This is a genomic window from Pseudomonas sp. LBUM1657 (assembly GCF_059716075.1).
Genome location: NZ_CP166799.1, coordinates 5,294,493 through 5,316,116 on the forward strand (window position 1 = coordinate 5,294,493; position 21,624 = coordinate 5,316,116).

17 protein-coding genes are annotated in these 21,624 nt (G+C 59.8%); 13 read left to right on the forward strand and 4 right to left on the reverse strand.

The window, feature by feature from the left end; genetic code table 11:
- Nucleotides 1-6 precede the first annotated feature (6 nt).
- From algK to ACA055_RS24545, 13 genes are all read left to right on the forward strand, one after another.
- On the forward strand, nt 7-1,512 hold the full coding sequence (algK, locus tag ACA055_RS24485; protein WP_497680966.1) for an alginate biosynthesis TPR repeat lipoprotein AlgK: 1,506 nt from the start codon (nt 7-9) through the stop codon (nt 1,510-1,512).
- Nucleotides 1,509-2,996, forward strand: a complete 1,488-nt coding sequence (locus ACA055_RS24490; protein ID WP_497680967.1) for an alginate export family protein — start codon at nt 1,509-1,511, stop codon at nt 2,994-2,996. Before algK ends, ACA055_RS24490 begins: the two co-directional genes overlap by 4 nt.
- Before the next feature lie 26 nt (nt 2,997-3,022).
- A complete protein-coding gene (gene algG, locus ACA055_RS24495) occupies nt 3,023-4,612 on the forward strand; it encodes a mannuronan 5-epimerase AlgG (RefSeq protein ID WP_497680968.1) in 1,590 nt (529 codons plus the stop codon).
- A 10-nt stretch (nt 4,613-4,622) separates the two neighbouring features.
- Entirely contained in the window at nt 4,623-6,071 is a 1,449-nt protein-coding gene (locus tag ACA055_RS24500; RefSeq protein ID WP_497680969.1) for an alginate O-acetyltransferase, read from the forward strand.
- 11 nt (nt 6,072-6,082) lie between these two features.
- Nucleotides 6,083-7,216: a mannuronate-specific alginate lyase gene (locus ACA055_RS24505; RefSeq protein WP_497680970.1), complete on the forward strand. Its 1,134-nt coding sequence runs from the start codon at nt 6,083-6,085 to the stop codon at nt 7,214-7,216.
- Between the two features lie 214 nt (nt 7,217-7,430).
- Complete coding sequence (locus ACA055_RS24510; protein ID WP_497680971.1) at nt 7,431-8,996, forward strand: MBOAT family O-acyltransferase; 1,566 nt, start codon at nt 7,431-7,433, stop codon at nt 8,994-8,996.
- Between the two features lie 11 nt (nt 8,997-9,007).
- A complete protein-coding gene (locus ACA055_RS24515; RefSeq protein WP_497680972.1) occupies nt 9,008-10,183 on the forward strand; it encodes an alginate O-acetyltransferase in 1,176 nt (391 codons plus the stop codon).
- A gap of 17 nt (nt 10,184-10,200) precedes the next feature.
- Nucleotides 10,201-10,854 (forward strand): alginate O-acetyltransferase AlgF, encoded by a 654-nt coding sequence (locus ACA055_RS24520; protein WP_497680973.1) that lies wholly within the window; start codon nt 10,201-10,203, stop codon nt 10,852-10,854.
- A 212-nt stretch (nt 10,855-11,066) separates the two neighbouring features.
- Nucleotides 11,067-12,518, forward strand: a complete 1,452-nt coding sequence (locus tag ACA055_RS24525; RefSeq protein ID WP_497680974.1) for a mannose-1-phosphate guanylyltransferase/mannose-6-phosphate isomerase — start codon at nt 11,067-11,069, stop codon at nt 12,516-12,518.
- A 295-nt stretch (nt 12,519-12,813) separates the two neighbouring features.
- Entirely contained in the window at nt 12,814-13,278 is a 465-nt protein-coding gene (locus ACA055_RS24530) for a multidrug transporter (RefSeq protein WP_497680975.1), read from the forward strand.
- Nucleotides 13,279-13,311: 33 nt separating this feature from the next.
- Nucleotides 13,312-14,136 (forward strand): SDR family oxidoreductase, encoded by an 825-nt coding sequence (locus tag ACA055_RS24535; RefSeq protein ID WP_497680976.1) that lies wholly within the window; start codon nt 13,312-13,314, stop codon nt 14,134-14,136.
- Nucleotides 14,137-14,433: 297 nt separating this feature from the next.
- Nucleotides 14,434-15,702, forward strand: coding sequence for a hypothetical protein (locus ACA055_RS24540; RefSeq protein WP_497680977.1), 1,269 nt, complete (start codon nt 14,434-14,436; stop codon nt 15,700-15,702).
- A gap of 41 nt (nt 15,703-15,743) precedes the next feature.
- On the forward strand, nt 15,744-16,487 hold the full coding sequence (locus ACA055_RS24545; RefSeq protein WP_497680978.1) for a hypothetical protein: 744 nt from the start codon (nt 15,744-15,746) through the stop codon (nt 16,485-16,487).
- A 50-nt stretch (nt 16,488-16,537) separates the two neighbouring features.
- Here ACA055_RS24545 and ACA055_RS24550 read toward each other — a convergent pair whose 3' ends face one another.
- The 4 genes from ACA055_RS24550 to ACA055_RS24565 form a co-directional block, all read right to left on the reverse strand.
- Nucleotides 16,538-17,401, reverse strand: coding sequence for an efflux RND transporter periplasmic adaptor subunit (locus ACA055_RS24550; RefSeq protein ID WP_497680979.1), 864 nt, complete (start codon nt 17,399-17,401; stop codon nt 16,538-16,540).
- A gap of 25 nt (nt 17,402-17,426) precedes the next feature.
- A complete protein-coding gene (locus ACA055_RS24555) occupies nt 17,427-17,627 on the reverse strand; it encodes a DUF1656 domain-containing protein (RefSeq protein ID WP_007896379.1) in 201 nt (66 codons plus the stop codon).
- Nucleotides 17,617-19,809: an FUSC family protein gene (locus ACA055_RS24560; RefSeq protein WP_497680980.1), complete on the reverse strand. Its 2,193-nt coding sequence runs from the start codon at nt 19,807-19,809 to the stop codon at nt 17,617-17,619. The genes ACA055_RS24555 and ACA055_RS24560 overlap by 11 nt, the downstream gene beginning before the upstream one ends.
- Before the next feature lie 147 nt (nt 19,810-19,956).
- Nucleotides 19,957-21,468 (reverse strand): efflux transporter outer membrane subunit, encoded by a 1,512-nt coding sequence (locus tag ACA055_RS24565; RefSeq protein ID WP_497680981.1) that lies wholly within the window; start codon nt 21,466-21,468, stop codon nt 19,957-19,959.
- Between the last annotated feature and the right edge of the window lie 156 nt (nt 21,469-21,624).

Here is a 21,624-nt window from a genome sequence, read left to right on the forward strand (position 1 = left end):
ATGCCTGTGACAATTATCAGTCTCTTGAAAACACCGCAAACCCTGTGGGAGCGGGCTTGCTCGCGAAGGGAACAACGCGGTCTGCCTGATGCACCGCAGCGCCTGCTTCGCGAGCAAGCCCGCTCCCACATGGGTTACGCGTTCTGCTCGCTGGCTTTGGCCGTAAGCCTGGCAGGTTGCGCCGGCCTGCCCGACCAGCGCCTGGCCAACGAAGCCCTAAAGCGCGGCGACACCGCACTGGCGGCGCAGAACTATCAGCAACTGGCAGAACTGGGCTACAGCGAAGCGCAGGTAGGCCTGGCCGATATCCAGGTCGACAGCCGTGACCCAGCGCAGATCAAGCAAGCCGAGGCGACTTACCGCGCCGCGGCCAGCGTCTCGCCGCGGGCTCAGGCTCGCCTGGGTCGCTTGCTGGTGGCCAAACCCGGCTCCACCGAAGCCGAACAACACGAAGCCGAAGGCCTGTTGAAGAAAGCCTCGGCCGCTGGCGAAGGCAATACCCTGATCCCGCTGGCAATGCTGTACCTGCAATACCCCCACAGTTTCCCGAACGTCAACGCGCAGGAGCAGATCAGCCAGTGGCGCTCCGAAGGCAAACCGGAAGCGGGTCTGGCCCAGGTGCTGCTCTATCGCACCCAAGGCACTTACGACCAGCACCTGGACGAAGTGGAGACCATCTGCAAAGCCGCGTTGAACACCACCGACATCTGCTACGTCGAACTGGCCACGGTCTATCAGAAAAAGGCCCAGCCAGAACAACAGGCCGAGCTGATCAAGCAGATGCAAGCCGCTCAGGCTCGCGGCGCGGTTTCCGCTCAGCGCGTGGACAGCGTGGCTCGCGTACTGGGTGATGCGACCCTGGGCACGACCGACGAGAAAACCGCTCAGTCGCTGCTCGAAGGCATCGCCCCCGGCTACCCCGCTGCCTGGGTCAGCCTGGCGCAACTGCTCTACGACTTCCCTGAACTGGGCGACGTCGACACGATGATGAAGTACCTGGACAACGGTCGCGCCGCTGACCAACCCCGCGCCGAATTGTTGCTGGGCAAGCTCTACTACGAAGGAAAAATGGTGCCGGCCGACGCCAAGGCCGCGGAAGAGCACTTTCAGAAAGCTGTCGGCAGGGAAGTCGCCGCCGATTACTACCTCGGCCAGATCTACCGCCGCGGTTATCTGGGCAAGGTCTACTCGCAGAAAGCCCTGGATCACTTGCTCAAAGCGGCGCGTAACGGCCAGAACAGTGCCGACTTCGCCATCGCCCAGCTGTTTTCCCAAGGCAAGGGCACCCGGCCCGACCCGCTCAACGCTTACGTCTTCAGCCAGCTGGCCAAGGCTCAGGACACCCCGCAAGCCACTGAGCTTGCGCAAACACTCGAAGCCCAACTGCCGCCTGCCCAGCTTGCCGAGGCCCAACGCCTGTTGAAACAAGAACAGGCCGTTCGGAGTTCCTTGAGCCAGAACACGCTGGAACTGCATGCCCTGGAAGAAGAAGACGGCGAGGAATCCCTATGAAGTTGAATCCATTCGTTAAGGCCGGTATCGGCCTGTCATTCGCCCTGCTGTGGTCGTGCCCGACCCTGGCGGCCCTGACCGAAAGCAAGAACTACGGCCTTGATGTGAAAGTCACCGCCCAGTCCGAAGACGACACCGACCTCGGTACGCAGAGCGGCGGCGACGTCAACGGCGTCGGCCTCGACCTGCGTCCGTGGATCTATGGCGAGAGCGGCGCGTGGAGCGGCTACGCCATGGGGCAGGCCGTGACGTCCACCGACATCATCGAGACGGACACCCTGCAACAGTCCGACAGCGACGGCACCCAGGCCACCGACAACGGTGATCGCAAGAGCAAGAAAAACTACCTGGCGATGCGCGAGTTCTGGGTTGGCTACAGCGGCCTCACGCCGTACCCCGGCGAGATCCTCAAGCTCGGTCGCCAACGCCTGCGCAACGACGACGGCCAATGGCGCGACACCAACATCGAAGCCCTGAACTGGACCTTCGACACCACCCTGTTGCGCGCCAACGCCGGTGTTGCCGAACGCTTCAGCGAATACCGCACCGACCTCACCGAACTCGCACCGAAGGACAAGGATCGCCTGCACGCTTACGCTGATGCGGCGTACCAGTGGAACCCGGGCAACTGGGTCGGCATTCGTGGTCATCACACCCACGATAACGGCAAGCTCGATTACCCGACCCCGGGTGTTGCCGCCGATTCTCTGGACAAGAAAGAGAACGGCGACATCAGCTGGATCGGCCTCACCGCCGACAGCGATGCCTACAACTGGCGCAACACCAACACCGTCAATTACTGGGGCAGCGTGACCGGCATGAGCGGCGACCGCGACACGGTCAACCCGCTGACCGCCGAGGGCACCGCCCCGGCACAAGCCAAGACCAGTGGCAGTGTTGATGGCTGGGCCACCGACCTGGGCGTGCGTCTGCGCCTCGATCCGCAGTGGCAAGTCGGTGCAGCCTATGCCCGCGCCAGTGCCGATTACGAACAGAACGGCCTGGAAAGCAACCGCTCGAACTACACCGGTACTCGCTCGCGGGTTCACCGTTTCGGCGAAGCCTTCCGCGGCGAAATGAACAACATGCAGACCGCTACTTTGTTCGGTTCGTGGATGCTCAACGACGAATACGACGCCAGCGTGATCTACCACAAATTCTGGCGCGTCGACGGCAACAAGCCGGTCGGCAGCAACGGCATCAACGCTGTCCAGAACGACACCGACGACGTGACCGGCGCAGTGCTCTCCAGCACGTCCCTGCCGCTGGAAGATGGCAACAAAGACCTCGGTCAGGAAATGGACGTGGTCGTCACCAAGTACTTCAAGCAAGGCCTGTTGCCTGCCTCCTTGAGCCAATCGATCGATGAGCCTTCGGCCCTGGTGCGTTTGCGTGGCGGTGTGTTCAAGCCAGGCGATGCCTACGGCAAAGGCGTCGACTCGTACATGCACCGCGCGTTTATCGACGTGATCTGGCGCTTCTGATGCGAACCGCGAAGGGAGTTCCTGACATGAACAGTCCGAAGAGAGGCTCGATCACCTTGCTGGCCGGCGCGATGCTGCTGGCCAGCTCGGCAGCCTTCGCCACTGTGGAGCCGACCGCGCCTGCCCAGAAAGAGCAGCCGGCGACCATTGCCAAGGGATTGCAACAGGCCAAGACCTACACCGTCAGCAGCGCACCGACCGCGCCGCTGGAGCTGGAAAAGCCAAAGCTGCCGGACACCTCTGGCTACACCGCCGAAGCCATCGCCGCGAAAATCGTGCGCACCAAGGCCGGCAAAGTCAGCGTGCGCCGGATGATGCAGGAAAACGCGTTGAAGGACTTTATCGGCGGCGATAACAAGATGGCCGAATGGGTGGTGCGTCAGCACGGCATCCCGCAGGCGATCTTCATCGACGACGGCTACATGAACCTCAAGGACCTGGCCAAGAAGCTGCCCAAGCAGTACTTCAGCGAAACGTCGCCGGGCGTGTATCTGGCGAAGTTGCCGATTGTGGTCGGCAACAAAGGCATTCTGGAAATCGACAAGCAGACCCAGGAATTGCGCCTGTCCCAGGAAGCCGGTTCGTTCCTGGTCAACGACGGCCAGCTGTTTGTGCGTGATACCAAAATCACCGGCTGGCGCGAGAAGGAAAACGGCCCGGCGACGTTCAAGTCGCCGAAAGAATTCCGTCCGTTCCTGCTGTCCTGGGGCGGCACCCAGACCTACATCGCCAATAGCAAGATGGCCAGTTTCGGCTACGCCAACAGTAAGTCCTACGGCGTGAGTATTTCCCAGTACACGCCAAACATGGCCAAGGTGCTCAAGCGCCCTGAACCGACCGGCTGGATCGTCGGCTCCGAGTTCTCGGACATGTGGTACGGCTTCTACTGCTACGAAACCGAGAACTTTGTGGTCAAGGGCAACACCTACAAAGACAACATCGTCTACGGCATCGACCCCCATGACCGTTCCCACGGTCTGATCATTGCCGACAACACGGTGTACGGGACCAAGAAGAAGCACGGGATCATTATTTCCCGTGAGGTCAACAACAGCTTCATCTTCAACAACCGCAGCTACGACAACAAGTTGTCGGGCCTGGTGATCGACCGTAACAGCGTGAACAACCTGATCGCCTACAACGAGATCTACAAGAACCACACCGACGGCATCACCCTCTACGAGAGTGGCGACAATCTGCTGTGGGGCAACAAGGTGATCAGCAACCGCCGCCACGGCATCCGTATTCGTAACAGCGTGAACATCCGCCTCTACGAAAACCTGTCCATGGCCAACGGCCTGACCGGTGTCTACGGCCACATCAAGGACCTGACCGACACCGACCGGGACATCAAGCTCGATCCGTTCGACGCCCAGGTGTCGCTGATCGTGGTTGGCGGCGAACTAGCCGGCAACGGCAGCGGACCGCTGTCCATCGACTCGCCGCTGAGCGTCGAGTTGTATCGCGTGTCCATGCTGGCCCCGACCAAATCCAGCGGCATCAGCTTCAACGGGATTCTCGGCGAACGCCAGGATGAAATTCTCGACCTGCTGGTGCGCCAGCAGAAAGCCGTGCTGATCGACCCTGTCGAACGCCAGACCGAAATGCAGGACTGAGGATAATTTTATGCACCCACACTTGATCAAATTACTCAGCCTGTCGGCCCTGACCGCCGGCATTCTGGCCGCCAGCGCCGGCGCACGCGCCGATGAAGCCAAAGCGCCCAGCTTCAACGCCGAGCCGTGCTGCAACCTGTGCCCGGAAGCCCACGACGCGAAGAACTACACCACGCGCTATCAGCAGAACTTCACCACGCTGGTGCAGGCGCAAGGCGACTGGTTGTTCCGTACGCAGGAAGACTTGCGCACCGAATTCGACACCACACCCGCCGGCTACAAACGCATGAAAGAACTGCACGATGCGTTCAAGAGCAAAGGCATTGAACTGGTCGTGGTTTACCAGCCGACACGTGGGCTGGTGAACCGCAACAAGCTCAACCCGGAAGACAAGGCCAAATTCGATTTCGACAAGGCCTTGAAGAACTACAAGACCATGCTCGGACGTTTCGAGCAGATGGGCTACGTGGTGCCTGACTTGTCGCCGCTGACCAATGAATCGCTGCCCGACACCCTGCCGGCGCACGACTTCTACTTCCGCGGCGACCAACACTGGACGCCTTATGGCGCCCAACGCACGGCGAAAATCGTCGGCGAAAAAATCAAGCAATTGCCTGAGTTTGCTGGCATTCCAAAACGCGAATTCGAGAGCCACAAGTCGGGTCGCATGGGCAAGACCGGAACATTACACAACATGGCCGGTCAACTCTGTGGCACCAGCTACGCGATCCAGTACATGGATCAGTTCACCACCGAGCCGAAAGGTGAAGCAGCTGATGGCGATCTGTTCAGTGACTCCGGCAATCCGGAGATCACCCTGGTCGGCACCAGCCACAGCGGCAAGAACTACAACTTCTCCGGTTTCCTCGAAGAGGCCATCGGCGCAGACATCCTCAACGTGGCGTTCCCCGGCGGTGGCCTGGAAGGTTCGATGCTGCAGTACCTGGGCAGCGAAGAGTTCCAGACCAAGCCGCCGAAGATTCTGATCTGGGAATTCTCGCCGCTCTATCGCCTCGACCAGGAAACCATCTACCGCCAGATGATGGCGCTGCTGGACAACGGTTGCGAAGGAAAGGATGCACAGATGACCGGCAGCACCACGTTGAAACCGGGCAAAAACGAATTGATGGTCAACAGCAAGAACCTGAATCTGCAAAACCGCAGCCACCAGATCGACATCCGCTTCGCCGATCCGTCGGTGAAAACTCTGCAAGCCACCCTCTGGTACATGAACGGTCGCCACGAGGACATCAAGATCGATAAACCGGAAACCTCCGACACCGACGGGCGTTTCGCCTTCGAGTTGCGCACGGACGAAGACTGGGCCTCGCAGAATCTGCTGGCCGTCGAAATCCAGGGCCCTGAAGCAGGTGCCGCGCCACAGAAAGTCGAAGCGAAGATCTGCAAACGCAATGTATTCCCTGGCGCTGGGCAACGTACCGCTCAAGCCGGGCAATGAGGCAACCTCTTATGACATGCATGCAAACCCGAACTTTGAAAAAGTTACTCGCGCCCTCCCTGCTGACACTGGCGATGTTCGCCGGTGCCACCCAGGCCGCCGCGCCCCTGCGTCCACCCCAGGGTTATTTCGCGCCGATTGAAAAAGTCAAAACCGGCGACAAGAGCGAAGGCTGCGATGCAATGCCAACGCCCTATACCGGCTCGCTGCAATTTCGCAGCAAGTACGAAGGCTCCGATAAGGCCCGTTCGACCCTGAACGAGGCATCGGAAAAAGCCTTCCGCGACACCACGGCCGACATCACCAAGATTGAGCGCGGCACCAGCAAGCGCGTGATGCAGTACATGCGTGATGGTCGTCCGGAACAACTGGAATGCACCCTGAATTGGTTGACCGCCTGGGCCAAGGCCGATGCGTTGATGTCCAAGGACTTCAACCACACCGGCAAGTCCATGCGCAAATGGGCGTTGGGCAGCATGGCGTCGTCCTATATCCGCCTGAAGTTTTCCGACTCCCATCCGTTGGCGAACCATCAGCAAGAATCGCAACTGATCGAAGCCTGGTTCAGCAAGATGGCCGATCAGGTGGTCAGCGATTGGGACAACCTGCCGCTGGAAAAAACCAACAACCACTCGTACTGGTCCGCCTGGTCAGTGATGGCAACGTCCATCGCCACCAACCGTCGCGACCTGTTCGACTGGTCCGTGAAGGAATACAAGGTCGGCGTCAATCAGATCGACGCCCAGGGTTTCCTGCCTAACGAACTCAAGCGCCAGCAACGCGCCCTCGCCTATCACAACTATGCCCTGCCGCCGCTGGCGATGATCGCCAGTTTCGCTCAGGTCAACGGTGTGGACTTGCGTCAGGAAAACAACGGCGCACTCAAACGCCTGGGTGATCGAGTGCTCGCCGGGGTTGAAGACCAAGATGACTTCGAAGAAAAGAGCGGCAAGGAACAGGACATGACCGACCTCAAGGTCGACTCGAAATTCGCCTGGCTCGAACCGTTCTGCACGCTCTACACCTGCTCGCCCGATGTGCTTGAGAAAAAGCGCGAGATGCAGCCGTTCAAGACCTTCCGCCTCGGCGGGGACTTGACCAAGGTCTACGACCCGGCCAGCGAGAAAGGCAAAAAAGGTTCCTAGAGCCAAACGCAAACCCTATGGGAGCGAGCTTGCTCGCGATTGCAGTCTGACATTCACCAATGATGTCGACTGACACACCGCTTTCGCGAGCAAGCCCGCTCCCATAGGGTCAGTGCAAGACATGAGTTTTTGTGTGATGTGTCCCCCAGGTTTTTGGTGGGGGGTTTGGGGGGGCTGCGGCCCTTGACTGTTGGTTAAACACGGAGAGATCGGGATGGTATTTTCGTCCAATGTATTCCTGTTTTTATTCTTGCCGATCTTTCTCGGCATGTATTACCTGAGCGGAATACGCTATCGCAACCTGCTGCTGCTGATCGCCAGCTACGTGTTCTATGCCTGGTGGCGTGTGGACTTTCTGGCACTGTTCGCCGCGGTCACGCTGTGGAACTACTGGATCGGCCTGAAAGTCGGTGCAGCAGGCGTTCGGACCAAACCGGCCCAGCGCTGGTTGCTCCTGGGCGTGGGCGTCGACTTGTGCATTCTCGGCTACTTCAAGTACGCCAACTTCGGTGTCGACAGCATCAACGCGATGATGACGTCGGTCGGTCTGTCGCCGTTCATCCTGACCCACGTGCTGTTGCCGATCGGGATCTCGTTCTACATCTTCGAGTCCATCAGCTACATCATCGACGTCTACCGCGGTGATACCCCGGCGACCCGCAACCTGATCGACTTTGCCGCGTTCGTGGCGATCTTCCCGCACTTGATCGCCGGTCCCGTGTTGCGTTTCCGCGACTTGGCCGACCAGTTCAACAACCGCACCCACACCCTCGACAAGTTCTCCGAAGGTGCCACGCGGTTCATGCAGGGTTTCATCAAGAAGGTGTTCATCGCCGACACCCTCGCGGTGGTGGCCGACCATTGCTTCGCCTTGCAGAACCCGACCACGGGCGACGCCTGGCTCGGCGCGCTGGCCTACACCGCGCAGTTGTATTTCGACTTCTCCGGCTACAGCGACATGGCCATCGGCCTGGGCTTGATGATGGGTTTCCGCTTCATGGAAAACTTCAAACAGCCGTACATCAGCCAGTCGATCACCGAGTTCTGGCGTCGCTGGCACATCAGCCTGTCGACCTGGTTGCGTGACTACCTGTACATCACGCTCGGCGGTAACCGCAAAGGCACGCTGATGACCTATCGCAACCTGTTCCTGACCATGCTGCTCGGTGGTCTGTGGCACGGTGCAAACATCACCTACATCATCTGGGGCGCCTGGCACGGCATGTGGCTGGCGATCGAAAAGGCCCTGGGCCTGAACACCTCGCCACGCAGCATCAACCCGATCCGCTGGGCACTGACCTTCCTGCTCGTGGTCATGGGCTGGGTGATCTTCCGTTCAGAGAACCTGCACGTAGCCGGTCGCATGTACGGCGCAATGTTCAGCTTCGGCGAATGGTCGCTGTCGGAACTCAACCAGGCCAACCTCACCGGTCTGCAAGTGGCGACTATGGTGGTGGCGTACGCAACCCTGGCGTTCTTCGGCATCCGTGATTTCTACAGCAACCTGCCACCGGAAAAGACCAAGCCTGCCGTGGACGTCGAGGCCGATGGCCCGGCCACTGCACAGCCAGGAATGATCAAAGCCGTACCGGGCGACAACCCCGCGAGCATTCACGAGCCGGGCTACACCGTCGGCGTTGACGCGCAAGTACAGCCGGCCTACTGGACCGCTGACTGGTCGCGTTACGTGATGCGCGCCCTGGTGCTGCTGCTGTTTATCGCCTCGATTCTCAAACTCTCGGCGCAAAGCTTCTCGCCGTTCCTTTACTTCCAGTTCTGAGGGATCTGAACATGACCCGCTCATTACGCATCTTCTACATCGCCCTGTTCATGGTGACTCTGTTGGCCCTGGGCCTGTGGTCCACGCGCAGCTTCATGGGCTTCAGCACCAACGCCGACGCGACGGTGCTCAACGGCCGCTGGAGCAAAGCCGTGGAAACGCACTACGACGAGGAGTTTCCGATCAAGCGCCTGGGCACCAACCTTTGGGCCGCGCTGGATTTCAAACTGTTCAACGAAGGTCGTCCGGGCGTCGTGCTCGGCCAGGATCAGTGGTTGTACAGCGATGAGGAATTCAATCCGATCGTCAACGAAGAGCTGAACCTGCAAGGCAACTACGCGCTGGTCGAAGGCGTGCGCCAGACCCTGAAAGAGAAAGGCGTGAAACTGGTGATGGCGATCGTGCCGGCCAAGACTCGCCTGTATCCGGAACACCTGGGTGAAGTGAAGCCTTCGAGCATCCACGCCAATCTCTATCAGGATTTCCACTCTCGTGTGGCGGCCACCAAGATCCTCGCTCCCGACCTGCTCGGCCCACTGCAACAGGGCAAGTTGAACGGTCAGCAAGTGTTCCTGCGCACCGACACCCACTGGACTCCGGAAGGCGCGCAAATCGCTGCCGAGACCCTGGCCAAGACCATTGCCGAGAAAACTCCGCTCAGCGGTGAACCGCAACGCTTCGTCACCGAAGCCGCGGAGAAAGTGACCCACAAGGGTGACCTGCGGTTGTTCCTGCCGCTGGACCCGCTGTTCGAAAACCTGATGCCGGCGCAAGAGCCGTTGCAGAAGCGCAACACCGTCGTGGCCCAGGACCAGCCTGCCGCTGATGACGCACTGTTCGCTAACACTGAAGTGCCGGTGGCCCTGATTGGCACCAGCTACAGCGCCAACCCCAACTGGAACTTCGTCGGTGCGCTGAAACAAGCGCTGAACAGCGACGTGGTCAATTACGCCGAAGACGGCCACGGCCCGATTCTGCCGATGCTCAGCTATCTCAAAAGCGATGCTTTCAAGAACAGCCCGCCACAAGTGCTGATCTGGGAGTTTCCTGAACGTTATCTGCCTGTGAACAACGAAATCGGTGACGCCGACCCGCAGTGGGTCGCAGAGCTTAAACAAGCCGGCGTTCGCCAACAAAACGTAGCCGCAAACACTAAATCCGAGACGCCCGACCGGGCGCAAAACTGAAAGAGAGAGGTACTACCATGACTTTCACTACTACTCCTCGCCGTCTCGCCAAGACCCTTGCACTCGTCGCTGGCATGAGCGTTCTGTCCATGCAGGCCTTCGCCGGTGACGCCGCACTCTACGGCCCGACCGCACCGAAAGGTTCAAGCTTCGTGCGTATCTACAACGCCGCCAACGCTGAAGTCAGCGCTACCGTCGGCAGCACCAACCTGAGCGAAGTCGCGCCGCTGTCGAGCAGTGACTTCAGCTTCATGCCCGGCGGCGACTACAGCGCCAAGGTCGGCAGCCAGACCCTGCCGGTGAAACTGGCCGGTGATCACTATTACACCCTGGTCAACAACGCCAGCGGCGCGCCACAACTGATCGAAGAGCCGCCGTTCAAGAACAAGCAGAAATCCCTGGTTCGCGTGCAAAACCTGAGCGACAAGGCCCTGACCCTGAAAACCGCCGACGGCAAGACCGAAGTCGTCCCGAACGTTGCGGCCAAGGGCCGTGGCGAGCGTGAAATCAACCCGGTCAAAGTCAGCCTGGCACTATACGAAGGCGACAAGAAAGTCGGCGACGTTAAACCGGTTGCCCTGGAGCGTGGTGAAGCCGCCGTGCTGTACGTCACCGGCACCGGCAGCAGCCTGTCGCCAGTCTGGGTAAAACGCCCGGTTTCGACGCGCTAATACATTTGCCCGGTTGACCCATTCCTGTGGGAGCCGGGCTTGCTCGCGAATACGGTTTCACATTCAACGATGATGTTGGCTGACCCACCGCTTTCGCGAGCAAGCCCGCTCCCACAAGGGACCGAGGCGTCAACCCGGACACGGAATAAGAAAAAGAGTGAAACGACAGAACGCAGTAGCTCTAACCCATACGATTTTCAAGGAGTAACAACATGATTCCGGTGATCTTGTCAGGTGGTAGCGGCTCACGTCTTTGGCCGCTTTCGCGCAAACAGTTCCCTAAGCAATTCCTCGCCCTGACCGGCGAACACACGCTGTTCCAGCAAACCCTGGAACGCCTGGTGTTCGAAGGTATGGACACCCCGATCGTGGTCTGCAACAAGGACCACCGCTTCATCGTCAACGAGCAACTGGCCGCCCGTAACCTGGACGTGCAACGCATCCTGATGGAACCCTTCGGCCGCAACACCGCTCCGGCAGTGGCCCTGACGGCGATGATGCTGGTCAATGAAGGTCGCGACGAGTTGATGCTGGTACTGCCGGCCGACCACGTGCTGGAAGACCAGAAAGCCCTGCAACGCGCCCTGGCCCTGGCCACCGTCGCTGCCGAAAACGGCGAAATGGTGCTGTTCGGCGTACCGGCCACCAAACCGGAAACCGGCTACGGCTACATCAAGTCTACCAATGACTCGCTGCTGCCCGAAGGCGTCAGCCGTGTTGCGCACTTCGTTGAAAAACCTGACGTGAAACGCGCCACCGAGTTCGTCCAGTCCGGCGGTTACTTCTGGAACAGCGGCATGTTCCTGTTCCGCGCCAGCCGCTTCCTCGAAGAGCTGAAAAAGCACGATCCGGACATCTACGACACCTGCGTACTGGCCCTGGAACGCAGCGAGCAGGATGCCGACACCGTCGACATCGACCCCGCCACCTTCGCCTGCTGCCCGGACAATTCCATCGACTACGCCGTGATGGAAAAAACCCAGCGCGCCTGCGTCGTGCCGCTGACTGCCGGCTGGAGCGATGTCGGTTGCTGGTCGTCGTTGTGGGAAGTGAATGAAAAAGATGCCAATGGCAACGTCACCAAAGGCGATGTGGTCATTCAGGACAGCAAGAACTGCATGATCCACGGCAACGGCAAACTGGTGTCGGTGATCGGCCTGGAAAACATCGTGGTCGTCGAAACCAAGGACGCCATGATGATCGCCCACAAGGACAAGGTCCAAGGCGTGAAACAGATGGTCAACACCCTCAACGAGCAAGGCCGCAGCGAAACCCAGAACCACTGCGAAGTCTATCGTCCGTGGGGCTCCTACGACTCGGTGGACATGGGCGGCCGCTTCCAGGTCAAGCGCATCTCGGTCAAGCCGGGCGCGTGCCTGTCCTTGCAAATGCACCACCACCGCGCCGAACACTGGATCGTGGTCAGCGGCACTGCCGAAGTGACCTGCGACGAAAACGTGTTCCTGCTCACTGAAAACCAGTCGACCTACATCCCGATCGCTTCGGTCCACCGTCTGCGCAACCCGGGCAAGATTTCACTCGAGATCATCGAAGTGCAATCGGGCAGCTACCTGGGTGAAGACGATATCGAGCGGTTCGAAGATATCTATGGTCGTTCAAACCCGATCGAGCGTGGCGTGTCGGTGAAAACCATCGCGCAGTAAGCGATCTGTAAAACATAAAAGCCCCCGCCCGGTCCGCTGCGTTCCCTATCCGCAGCGGGCCGGGTGGGGGCTTTTTTTGGTCTGGGTTTTTTGTTGCCTCGCAGGGCTTCTTCGCGAGCAAGCCCGCTCCCACATTGGATCTTCGGTGAACATGGAATGTGTGCACTAAAGTGATCAACGGTGGGAGCGGGCTTGCTCGCGAAGAGACCGGATAACCCACTACTGAAATCAGCCCATCGCCAATCGCCCCCAGCCTTAGGTAGGATGACCCTCTCTACTCCCGAGGTTGCGCGTCATGTTCATCGGCGTCCTGCTGATCATCACCTGGTTGATCCTGTTGCTGCGCTATCCGGCCAAGGCCTTGCCCGTTTCCATGGCCGCCGCCGTGGCGCTGGGCGTGGTAGCCACCTGGGTGATCTGGGCGGACCACCGCGAGGTCAAGCAACTGGCGCGCCTTGAGTTGCGCATCACCTACGCCCCCCAGCACTGCCCGGCGGATCGCCCGTTGCAACTGACCATGAACAACGGCAACGATGTACCGCTGACCGAATTACGCTGGCGTGTCGCGGCTTACGCACCCGGCGATACGGTCAACCTGGCCGACAATCAATACGCCGCCCCCCGCTATCGCGGCCCCGGTGAATTGCAGGCCGGCGCCAATTGGGAAGACTGTTTACCGCTGCCGCCCCTGCGCCCCGGCTACCGCCCGCAAACCCTGGAGTTTCGCGCCGAGCGTTTGCAGGGTAGTTTCTCCGACTGATCCGTTCTTCTCTTTCTGCACAAGGACCGCGCCATGCCCGTTGCGTTGATTACCGGTTGTTCCAGCGGCATTGGCCGCGCCTTGGCCGATGCCTTCAAAGGCGCCGGTTACGAAGTCTGGGCCAGCGCCCGCAAGGCTGAAGACGTCGCCGCCTTGAGCGCCGCCGGTTTCACCGCCGTGCAACTGGACGTCAACGACGGCGCGGCACTTGAGCAACTGGCCGAACGGATCAACCAGCAGCACGGCGGCCTCGACGTGCTGATCAACAACGCCGGTTACGGCGCCATGGGACCGTTGCTCGATGGCGGTGTGCAAGCGATGCAGCGCCAGTTTGAAACCAATGTATTTGCCGTCGTTGGCGTGACGCGCGCGCTGTTTCCGGTGCTGCGCCGGGCCAAAGGGTTGGTGGTGAACATTGGCAGCGTGTCAGGGGTTCTGGTCACACCGTTCGCCGGCGCCTACTGCGCCTCGAAAGCCGCCGTGCATGCCTTGAGCGATGCCTTGCGCATGGAACTGGCGCCGTTCGGCGTGCGGGTCATGGAAGTTCAGCCGGGGGCCATTGCCTCCAGTTTTGCCAAAAATGCCGGCCATGAGGCCGAACAACTGATCAACGAGCAATCCCCCTGGTGGCCGCTGCGCGACGGAATTCGTGCACGGGCCAAAGCATCACAGGACAACCCGACCCCGGCCAGTGAGTTCGCCGCCGGATTGCTCAAGGCTGCACAGCAAAGCAAACCGCCGCGATTGATTCGCCTGGGCAATGGCAGCCGGGCGTTGCCGTTGCTGGCGGGATTGTTGCCCAAAGGGATGCTGGAATCGGGGTTGATGAAGCGGTTCGGATTGCGCGGGCAGCTTTAGATTGCGGTGACCCCTTCGCGAGCAAGCCCGCTCCCACATTCGATCTTTGTTGAACACAGCATTTGTGCACGACACCGAACAATGTGGGAGCGGGCTTGCTCGCGAATGCAGACGACTCGGTCTAGCGGTTATTGTATGCACCGCTGCCACAGGGCAATAGCAACAATCTAAAACACTCAATCAACAAACCACTCTCGCCAAGTAACAACCCGCCCTATAACTTGCCTGTTAACCCATCAACCAATGGGTTAGAACCCTCTAACAACTCAAAAAAACAAATTAGACAAAGGCAATAATATGGACATTATTACTCACAACCAATTTACCTTTTTTATCCCCGAAGAACGTGATCCGAATTTCGGCGACGAAGGTGTTATCACTCTGTTCAGACTTGAACATGACCTTGATCTCGACCGGCATGTGAAGGGAATCAAGGTGCTGGCAGACGATAAAATCCTGGTCAGCGCATGGCTCGCACGCAATCTGAAAGGGTTTTATGGCCTGGCACGTTTCAATCCCGATGGCAGCGTAGACACCTCCTTCGCCGACAACGGCCTGGTACTCGGCAACTTCGCCGATGGCTACGACTCGGCTGGCGGCAGGCTGGCCGTCCAGGCAGACGGGCATATCCTGATGCTGGGCTGGTCGCGAGAAGCAGACGTCTACAGCCCAAAACGCCTGGTGATCGCTCGCTTCGAGCAGGACGGTGGCGTTGACCAGAGCTTCGGCCAACAGGGTTGCGTGATTATCGACAACAGTGCCCTCGGCGAACTGGACAGCGATTCCAGCACACTGCAAATACTGGAAGACGGGAGGATCCTGATCGGCGCTACTTACTTTAACGGGGAGACTTCCACCGGAGTGGTCATGCGCATCGACAGTCGTGGCGATCTGGATAGAAGTTTCAACAAAACAGGCCGAATCGAAATAAAACATGCTGGGTTCACTGACACTTCAGTCAATACATTGTTAGCGCAAGGCGAGACTATTCTCGTTGCCGGAAGCGCCCGATATGCAACTTCAGAAACACAGGGCTATGTCGCACATTATTCTGTCACAGGCGAACTTGATAGCAACTTTGGCAGTCAGGAAACACCAGGTTTCTCGACCCTGAAAATACCGACTGGCACGGTGATTTTTCATGACCTGATCGATGCCGGCGAAGGTAAGGTCGTCGGCATTGGCCAAGCCAGTACCGCTTACAGAAACTGGGGGCTGTTGCTGGGGATGGACGCTTCCGGTAACCCGCATCCGGCGTTCAATGGTGGTCGGCCCGTGTTGACGTTGTTCGATCCCGAACATGGCAACGAATGGGTCTGCGGCCACCAGCAAGCCGATGGAAAAATCATCACCGCCGGTGGTTCACAGCGTCTCTACACCGCCCGCTATCAGGCCAACGGTTTGATAGACCGAAGCTTCGGCCAACACGGCAGCATCAAGGAAGACACGCAACTGGTGACCATTCCGGCTCAACTACAGATGCAAGCCAACGGGCGCATTCTGCTGGCGGGCAATACGCTGGGGTTAGGTGGGGCGCTCGGCCATATTTATGGCTACCTGGGCTGATCCGCGAGCAGGAGATCCTGTTTTTTCAAAAGGACTTTGAAATGACAACACTACTCAACATCAAAATGGACAACTTTATTAACGGTATCCAGAAAGGTGTGCCGGTGACACTCGGCTTCACGCTTGAGACCGATGGCGCCCCACCTCCTGTAGGGTCGAGTCTACAGTTCCGGGGATCATCGGAGGTGACCGTGCTGCACGCCTCCATGCCGGTCAATGGCGCCGAAATGATCAAACACGAACAACTGCGTTTCGGCATCATAGCGATTACTGATACGCAAACGCAGGGGTGGAATTCCAAACGTACGGTGACATTGAAGTCCGATAAAAACCTGCCCGGATCGTCTATCGCCGAGCTGTGTGGGATTGTCTATTGCCAGCCCACCTATCAGGAAGAAATCTATTGTTCAGTCTTGGCGAGGCGTATTGAAGAGCAGGAAATTCAAGCCTTTCAGACGTTCAAAGGGGCATGGCAAGACCAAGTCACCCAAGGCTGGATCTACAGTTATGACGTGATCCTGAGCGCTATTGGCAGTTCGTTTGCCCAGTGGAAATTATCAAGCGCCGACTTGCCGTTGGGCACGAAAATTCATGTTGATCACTGGCTGAATGTGGCGCATGACGGCACCGAAGGAGTGATCGAGCTTCACACTCCGGCCGATGACCAGTACCTGCTGGAACCGGGCAAGGATTTGACGGTGTCCATCCAGATTCTCTATCCGTTGTCATCGGGACAGGATCCTGCGTTGCGTAGCCTGCCTAATCTCGTGGCGTACCCACGCTGAGGGAAAACACCTCTATCCACTGTGATAGAGGTGTCTATGGGGCTGCCGGGTTACTTGCCGATCAGAGGGTTTACCACGACGGTACACGTAATCCCCGCCGCCAATAGCACCCCGTCCGGCACCTCATCGATATGAATCCGCACCGGCACCCGCTGTGCCAACCGCACCCAGTTAAACGTCGGATTCACGTCGGCAATCAGCTCGCGACTCTCCGGGTTATCACGGTCGTAGATCCCGCGAGAGATGCTTTCCACATGCCCTTTGAGCACTTCCCCGCTCATCAATTGCATGTCGGCTTTATCGCCGACGCGCACGTGAGGCAGTTTGGTTTCTTCGAAGAAGCCGTAGACCCAGAACGAGTTCATGTCGACCACGGCCATTTTCGCTTCGCCGATGCGCGCGTAATCGCCGCGATGGACGTTGAGGTTGGTCACGTAACCATCCACCGCTGCGCGGACTTCGGTGCGTTTGAGGTTCAGTTCGGCGGCTTCCAGCTGCGCCTGGGCGTGCTGGTAATCGGCCAGGGCCGAGTCGGCGATGTTGCTGGCGTCGTCGCGGTTTTCCCTGGAGATCACCAGGTTGTCCATGTCGGCGCGGCGATGGGCGTTAACCTTGCGCATCTCCCACGTCGACTTGCGCGAAGCCACCAGCGATTGCGCTTGTTTGACCGCGATGCGGTAGTGCTCGGGGTCGATGCGCATCAACAGGTCGCCCTTTTTCACCAATTGGTTGTCGCGCACCGGTACGTCCACCACCTCCCCGGTGACGTCGGCGGCGACGTTGATGATGTCGGCGCGCACCCGGCCATCACGGGTCCATGGCGTGTCCATGTAATGCACCCAAAGGGTCCGGCCGATCCCTATCGCAAGGGCCAGCACCAGCAGGGTGGCGAGCAGGCTGAAAAGCTTTTTCATCAGGGCCTTCTTCAGAGATAGAGAGTCAACGGTAAACAGTCAGCGCCAGCGCGCCGAACAGACAGGTAAACAGGCTCAGGCGCAACAGCGCCGGGTGCCAGAAGAAGCGGTACAGGTCGAACCCGGAAAGGAACCGATCAAGCGCCCAGGCCAGGGCCGCCGCGATGAAAAACATCAGGGTCATGGTCGGCATGTACACGCCGTGGAAGGCGATTTCACGAGGCATGTTCAAGTCCTTGGGGCTTGGCTGCGGAGTACGTCGCGAGCGGTGATTGCGGGTCTAGCAACGAAGTGCGGATGAAGTGCAAATAGCTCTTCACCCGGCGCAACGCCGAGGTGTCGAAGTGCGGAGCGAAGGGTTCGTCGCTGGCTTGCACGCGGCTGATGGCGTGGTCGACGGCGATCAATCCACGCTCCAGATTGCTCTGGCTCGGTTGCAGAAACAGCCGCACCAGCGAGCGCCCCATCACGCGGATTGCCTGGCGCCACGGCTGGGATTCGGCATAGGCCGGATGCACCGGCAGGGTCGCCTGCTCCTTGCGCAACTCGATGATCGCGTGACCGACCTCCAGCACCACGAACATCCAGCGCAACAAGTCCCGCTGTACGTTCGGCTGGCCCGCCGCGAGACCGTAGGCCTGGTGCAGCAAGTCCCGCGTGCTGCTTTCAAAACTCGACGCCAGGCCCTTGAGTTTGCCGCTGATGGCGTACACCACTTGCCCGCGCAAGTCCTGCTCCAGTCGCCGCCACAGCCAGCGACTGTTGGGCGGCAGGATGATCGCCCCGGCTGCCGCGCACACCAGCATGCCGAGCACCATGGCGATGTAGTCATTGATGAAGGCGTAAGGGTTGTAGACCGTGAGGTTGTCCGGCACCGATCCGGTGCTGAAAAAGATCAGCAAACCGAGGCCGACACCGGCGTATTGCGGTCGCGACGTGAGGAACGAACCGAGCACGATCACCGGCGCGAGCATCACGCAGAGCAACGGAAAACCGTCGATCCAGGGGAAGATGAAAAACATCTCGAAGAAGCCGATCAACGCGCCGAGCAAGGTGCCGCAGGCCATCTGAAAAGCCATGCGTTTCGGGTTCGGCGTGGCGGCAGACAAACCGACCGTGGCGGCGGCAATCAGGGTCATCGTCGCCCCGCTTGGCCACGCCGTGGCCACCCAATAGCTGCCCAGCACAATCAGAATAAAGGCTGCGCGAATTCCCGAGGCTGCTGACGCAAGCCAGTTGGTTTGCGGGGTGAAGGGTTCATCCCAGCGCTCCCGTTCGTGACTGTGATCGGCCAGGGAGGCGTGGGTCTGTGCGTAACTGTGCAAGTCATCGACGAAGCGATAGAGCAGCTCGTACGCAGTGTGAAAATCCAGCAACTCGGCATCACTCGGAGCGGTCTCTTGAAAGATCGTCCGCAAGCTGCGCACGCGGGTCGGCAAGCCTTCTTTGTAGGCGGTCAACTCGATGACCAGGCGCGCCGCGTCCAAGTGAGTCAGGGCCCGACCACTGAAGCCGTCGAGCAATTCGGCGAGGTCCTGCAAACCCGGTTTGATCGCTGCCACCACGTGGTCGGCGCCGCTGCTGCGCAAGCGTTCAAGCAACTGGTGCAAGGCGTTGAAGCGCGTGGTGATGCCCATGAATTCGCTGTTCAAGCGACTGAGCCGACCGTTGCGCCGGCGCATGTGCGGGTCTTCGAAAACGGTCACGCTGCGCAACCCTTCCAGGCCCACCGCCTCAGCGATGAAACGCACGTTGCCGGCTTCGAACGCCTCGCGCTGACTGCGGCCGCGCAAGCCATCGGTGACGAACAAAGCGAAGACGCCGAAGCGCTGATACAAGGCGTTGCGCATGGCGGCGCTGGCGGTTTGCGGCAGGATCGCGGCGCTGACCAGGGTCGAGCAGAGAATGCCGAGGGAGATTTCCAGCACCCGCCAGACCGCCGCCATGAACGCGCCGTCCGGGTGCGCCAGTGCAGGCAGGCCGACCATCGCGGCGGTGTACCCGGCGAGCACGAAACCATAGGCGCGAAAGTTGCGATACCGCGCTGCGCCGGCCGAGCAGAGGCCGACCCAGATCGCCAGCGAGCCGAGGAACAATTCGGTGTTCTGCGCGAACAAGGCAATGAGCGCGACCATCACCGCCGACCCGGCCAACGTGCCGAGGAAGCGATAAAAACTCTTGGCCAACACCTGACCGCTTTGCGGTTGCATGACGATGAACACAGTGATCATCGCCGTGCGCGGCTGTGGCAACTCCAGGCGCATGGCCAGCCACAGAGTCAGGAACGCAGCAAACAACACCTTGAAAATGTAGACCCAGGTCACGCCGTCGCTGCGCGCCCAGTCGAAGAAACCCCGGCGCCATTCAAGGGAATACAGCCAGCGCAAAGGTGCGGGCAAGGGAGTCATGAAATCCTGCTCAGTGGTCGGAAGTTGTGCGGCGGGAACTCGATCCCTGTGGGAGCGGGCTTGCTCGCGAAGAGGGAGTGCCAGCCAATGCTGATGTTGCCGGACACACCGCTTTCGCGAGCAAGCCCGCTCCCACAGGTTTTGTGTTCAATTCGATAGGCTCTTAAGAAGAGTCGGCGTTTTCGGCACAGCGGTCTGGCTGTCTTTCGGCACGTCGCTGCCGGCGCCCAATCCGCCACCCAACGCGGTCACCAATTCGGCGTGAGCACTCAGGCGTGCTGCCTGAACCTGTTGCTGGACTTGTTGCTGCTTGAACAGCAACGTCTGGGCGTTGAGCACGTTGAGGTAATCGGTGAGCCCGCGCTGATAGGCGATCATCGCGATGTCGTAGGTCTTCTGCGCGGTGGCCACCGACTCGGCGGCGAAGGCCTGCTGCTTGTCCATGGATTCGCGGCGGATCAACTGGTCGGAGATGCTCTTCAGTGCGTTGACCAGCGTCTGGTTGTACCGGGCCACGGCGATGTCGTAACCGGCAGACGCCTCGCCCAGTTCCGCACGTAAACGGCCGCCGTCGAAGATCGGCAACGAGATCGCCGGGCCAACGCTGTAGTTGAGCTTCTTGCCGGTCAAAAACTCCAGCGCCCCGCCGCCGGTGGCCATGTAGCCGAGGCTGCCCACCAGATCGACGTTGGGATAGAAACCGGCATGGGCAACATCAATGCCCCGCGCCTGCGCCGCCACTTGCCAGCGGCTGGCGACCACATCCGGACGCTGACCGAGCAATTGTGCAGGCAACGACGACGGTAATTTCAGCGCCGTGCCCAACGACAACGTCGGCCGTTGCAACTGCGCGCCCTCCCCCGGTCCAAAGCCTGCCAGGGCCGCAAGCTGGTTGCGGCTCAGGGCGATTTCTTCGTCCTGGGCATCGAGCTGCCGATGGGTTTCCGGCAGCGGCGTTTCGGCCTGACTGACTTCGAAATGCGTGCCGATGCCACCGTCCAGGCGCTTTTGCGCCAGGTCGAGGATTTGCTGTTGCTGCTTCAGCGTCGCGGCGACGATGTCCCGTTGCGCGTAATGCAGCGAGAGCTCGATGTAGGCGCGCACGATGTTGTTCTGCAATTCCAGTTGAGCCAGCCGCGCTTCGGCGGCGCTCATATGGGCCAGGTCCACCGCGCGCTCGGTCGCGTTACTTTCGCGACCCCAGAGGTCGAGGGCATAACTGAAGCCCAGCGCGGCGTTGTTGTCCCATGTGGTGCTGTTGGCCAGATCGCCCGGGCCGTAAAACTGATCGGTCGGCCAGTTGTGGCGTTTGAGGGTGGATTCGCCATTGATCTGTAGCGATTCGGCGGATTCGGCGATGCCGGCCACGGACCTGGCCTGACGCACCCGGGCAGCGGCCATGGCCAGGGTCGGGCTGCCTTGCACGGCGAGGTCGATCCAGCGGTTCAGTTGCGGGTCGCCATAGGCTTTCCACCATTGCGCGGTGGGCCAGTGAGCGTCCTGGGCGGCGCTCTGGATGGCTTCGTCGGTGGCCAGAGAATTGGCCTCCAGCGCCTTGCCCTGCGGGACAATACCTCCGGTTCCGATGCAGCCGCTGATTGCCAGGGATAGAGCCAAAACACTGAGCGTCTGAAGCGCTCTGTTGATGCGACGCGGCACTGCTGCGATTTCCTGAAATGGGAGAGGTACGGCAAACCTGTGGGAGCGGGTTTACTCGAGAAAGCGGTCTGTCGGCCATCTTCAATGTTGAATGTTATGGCCCTTTCGCGAACAAGCCCGCTCCCACAAGAGCGCAATTCTATGGGTCGACTGGAA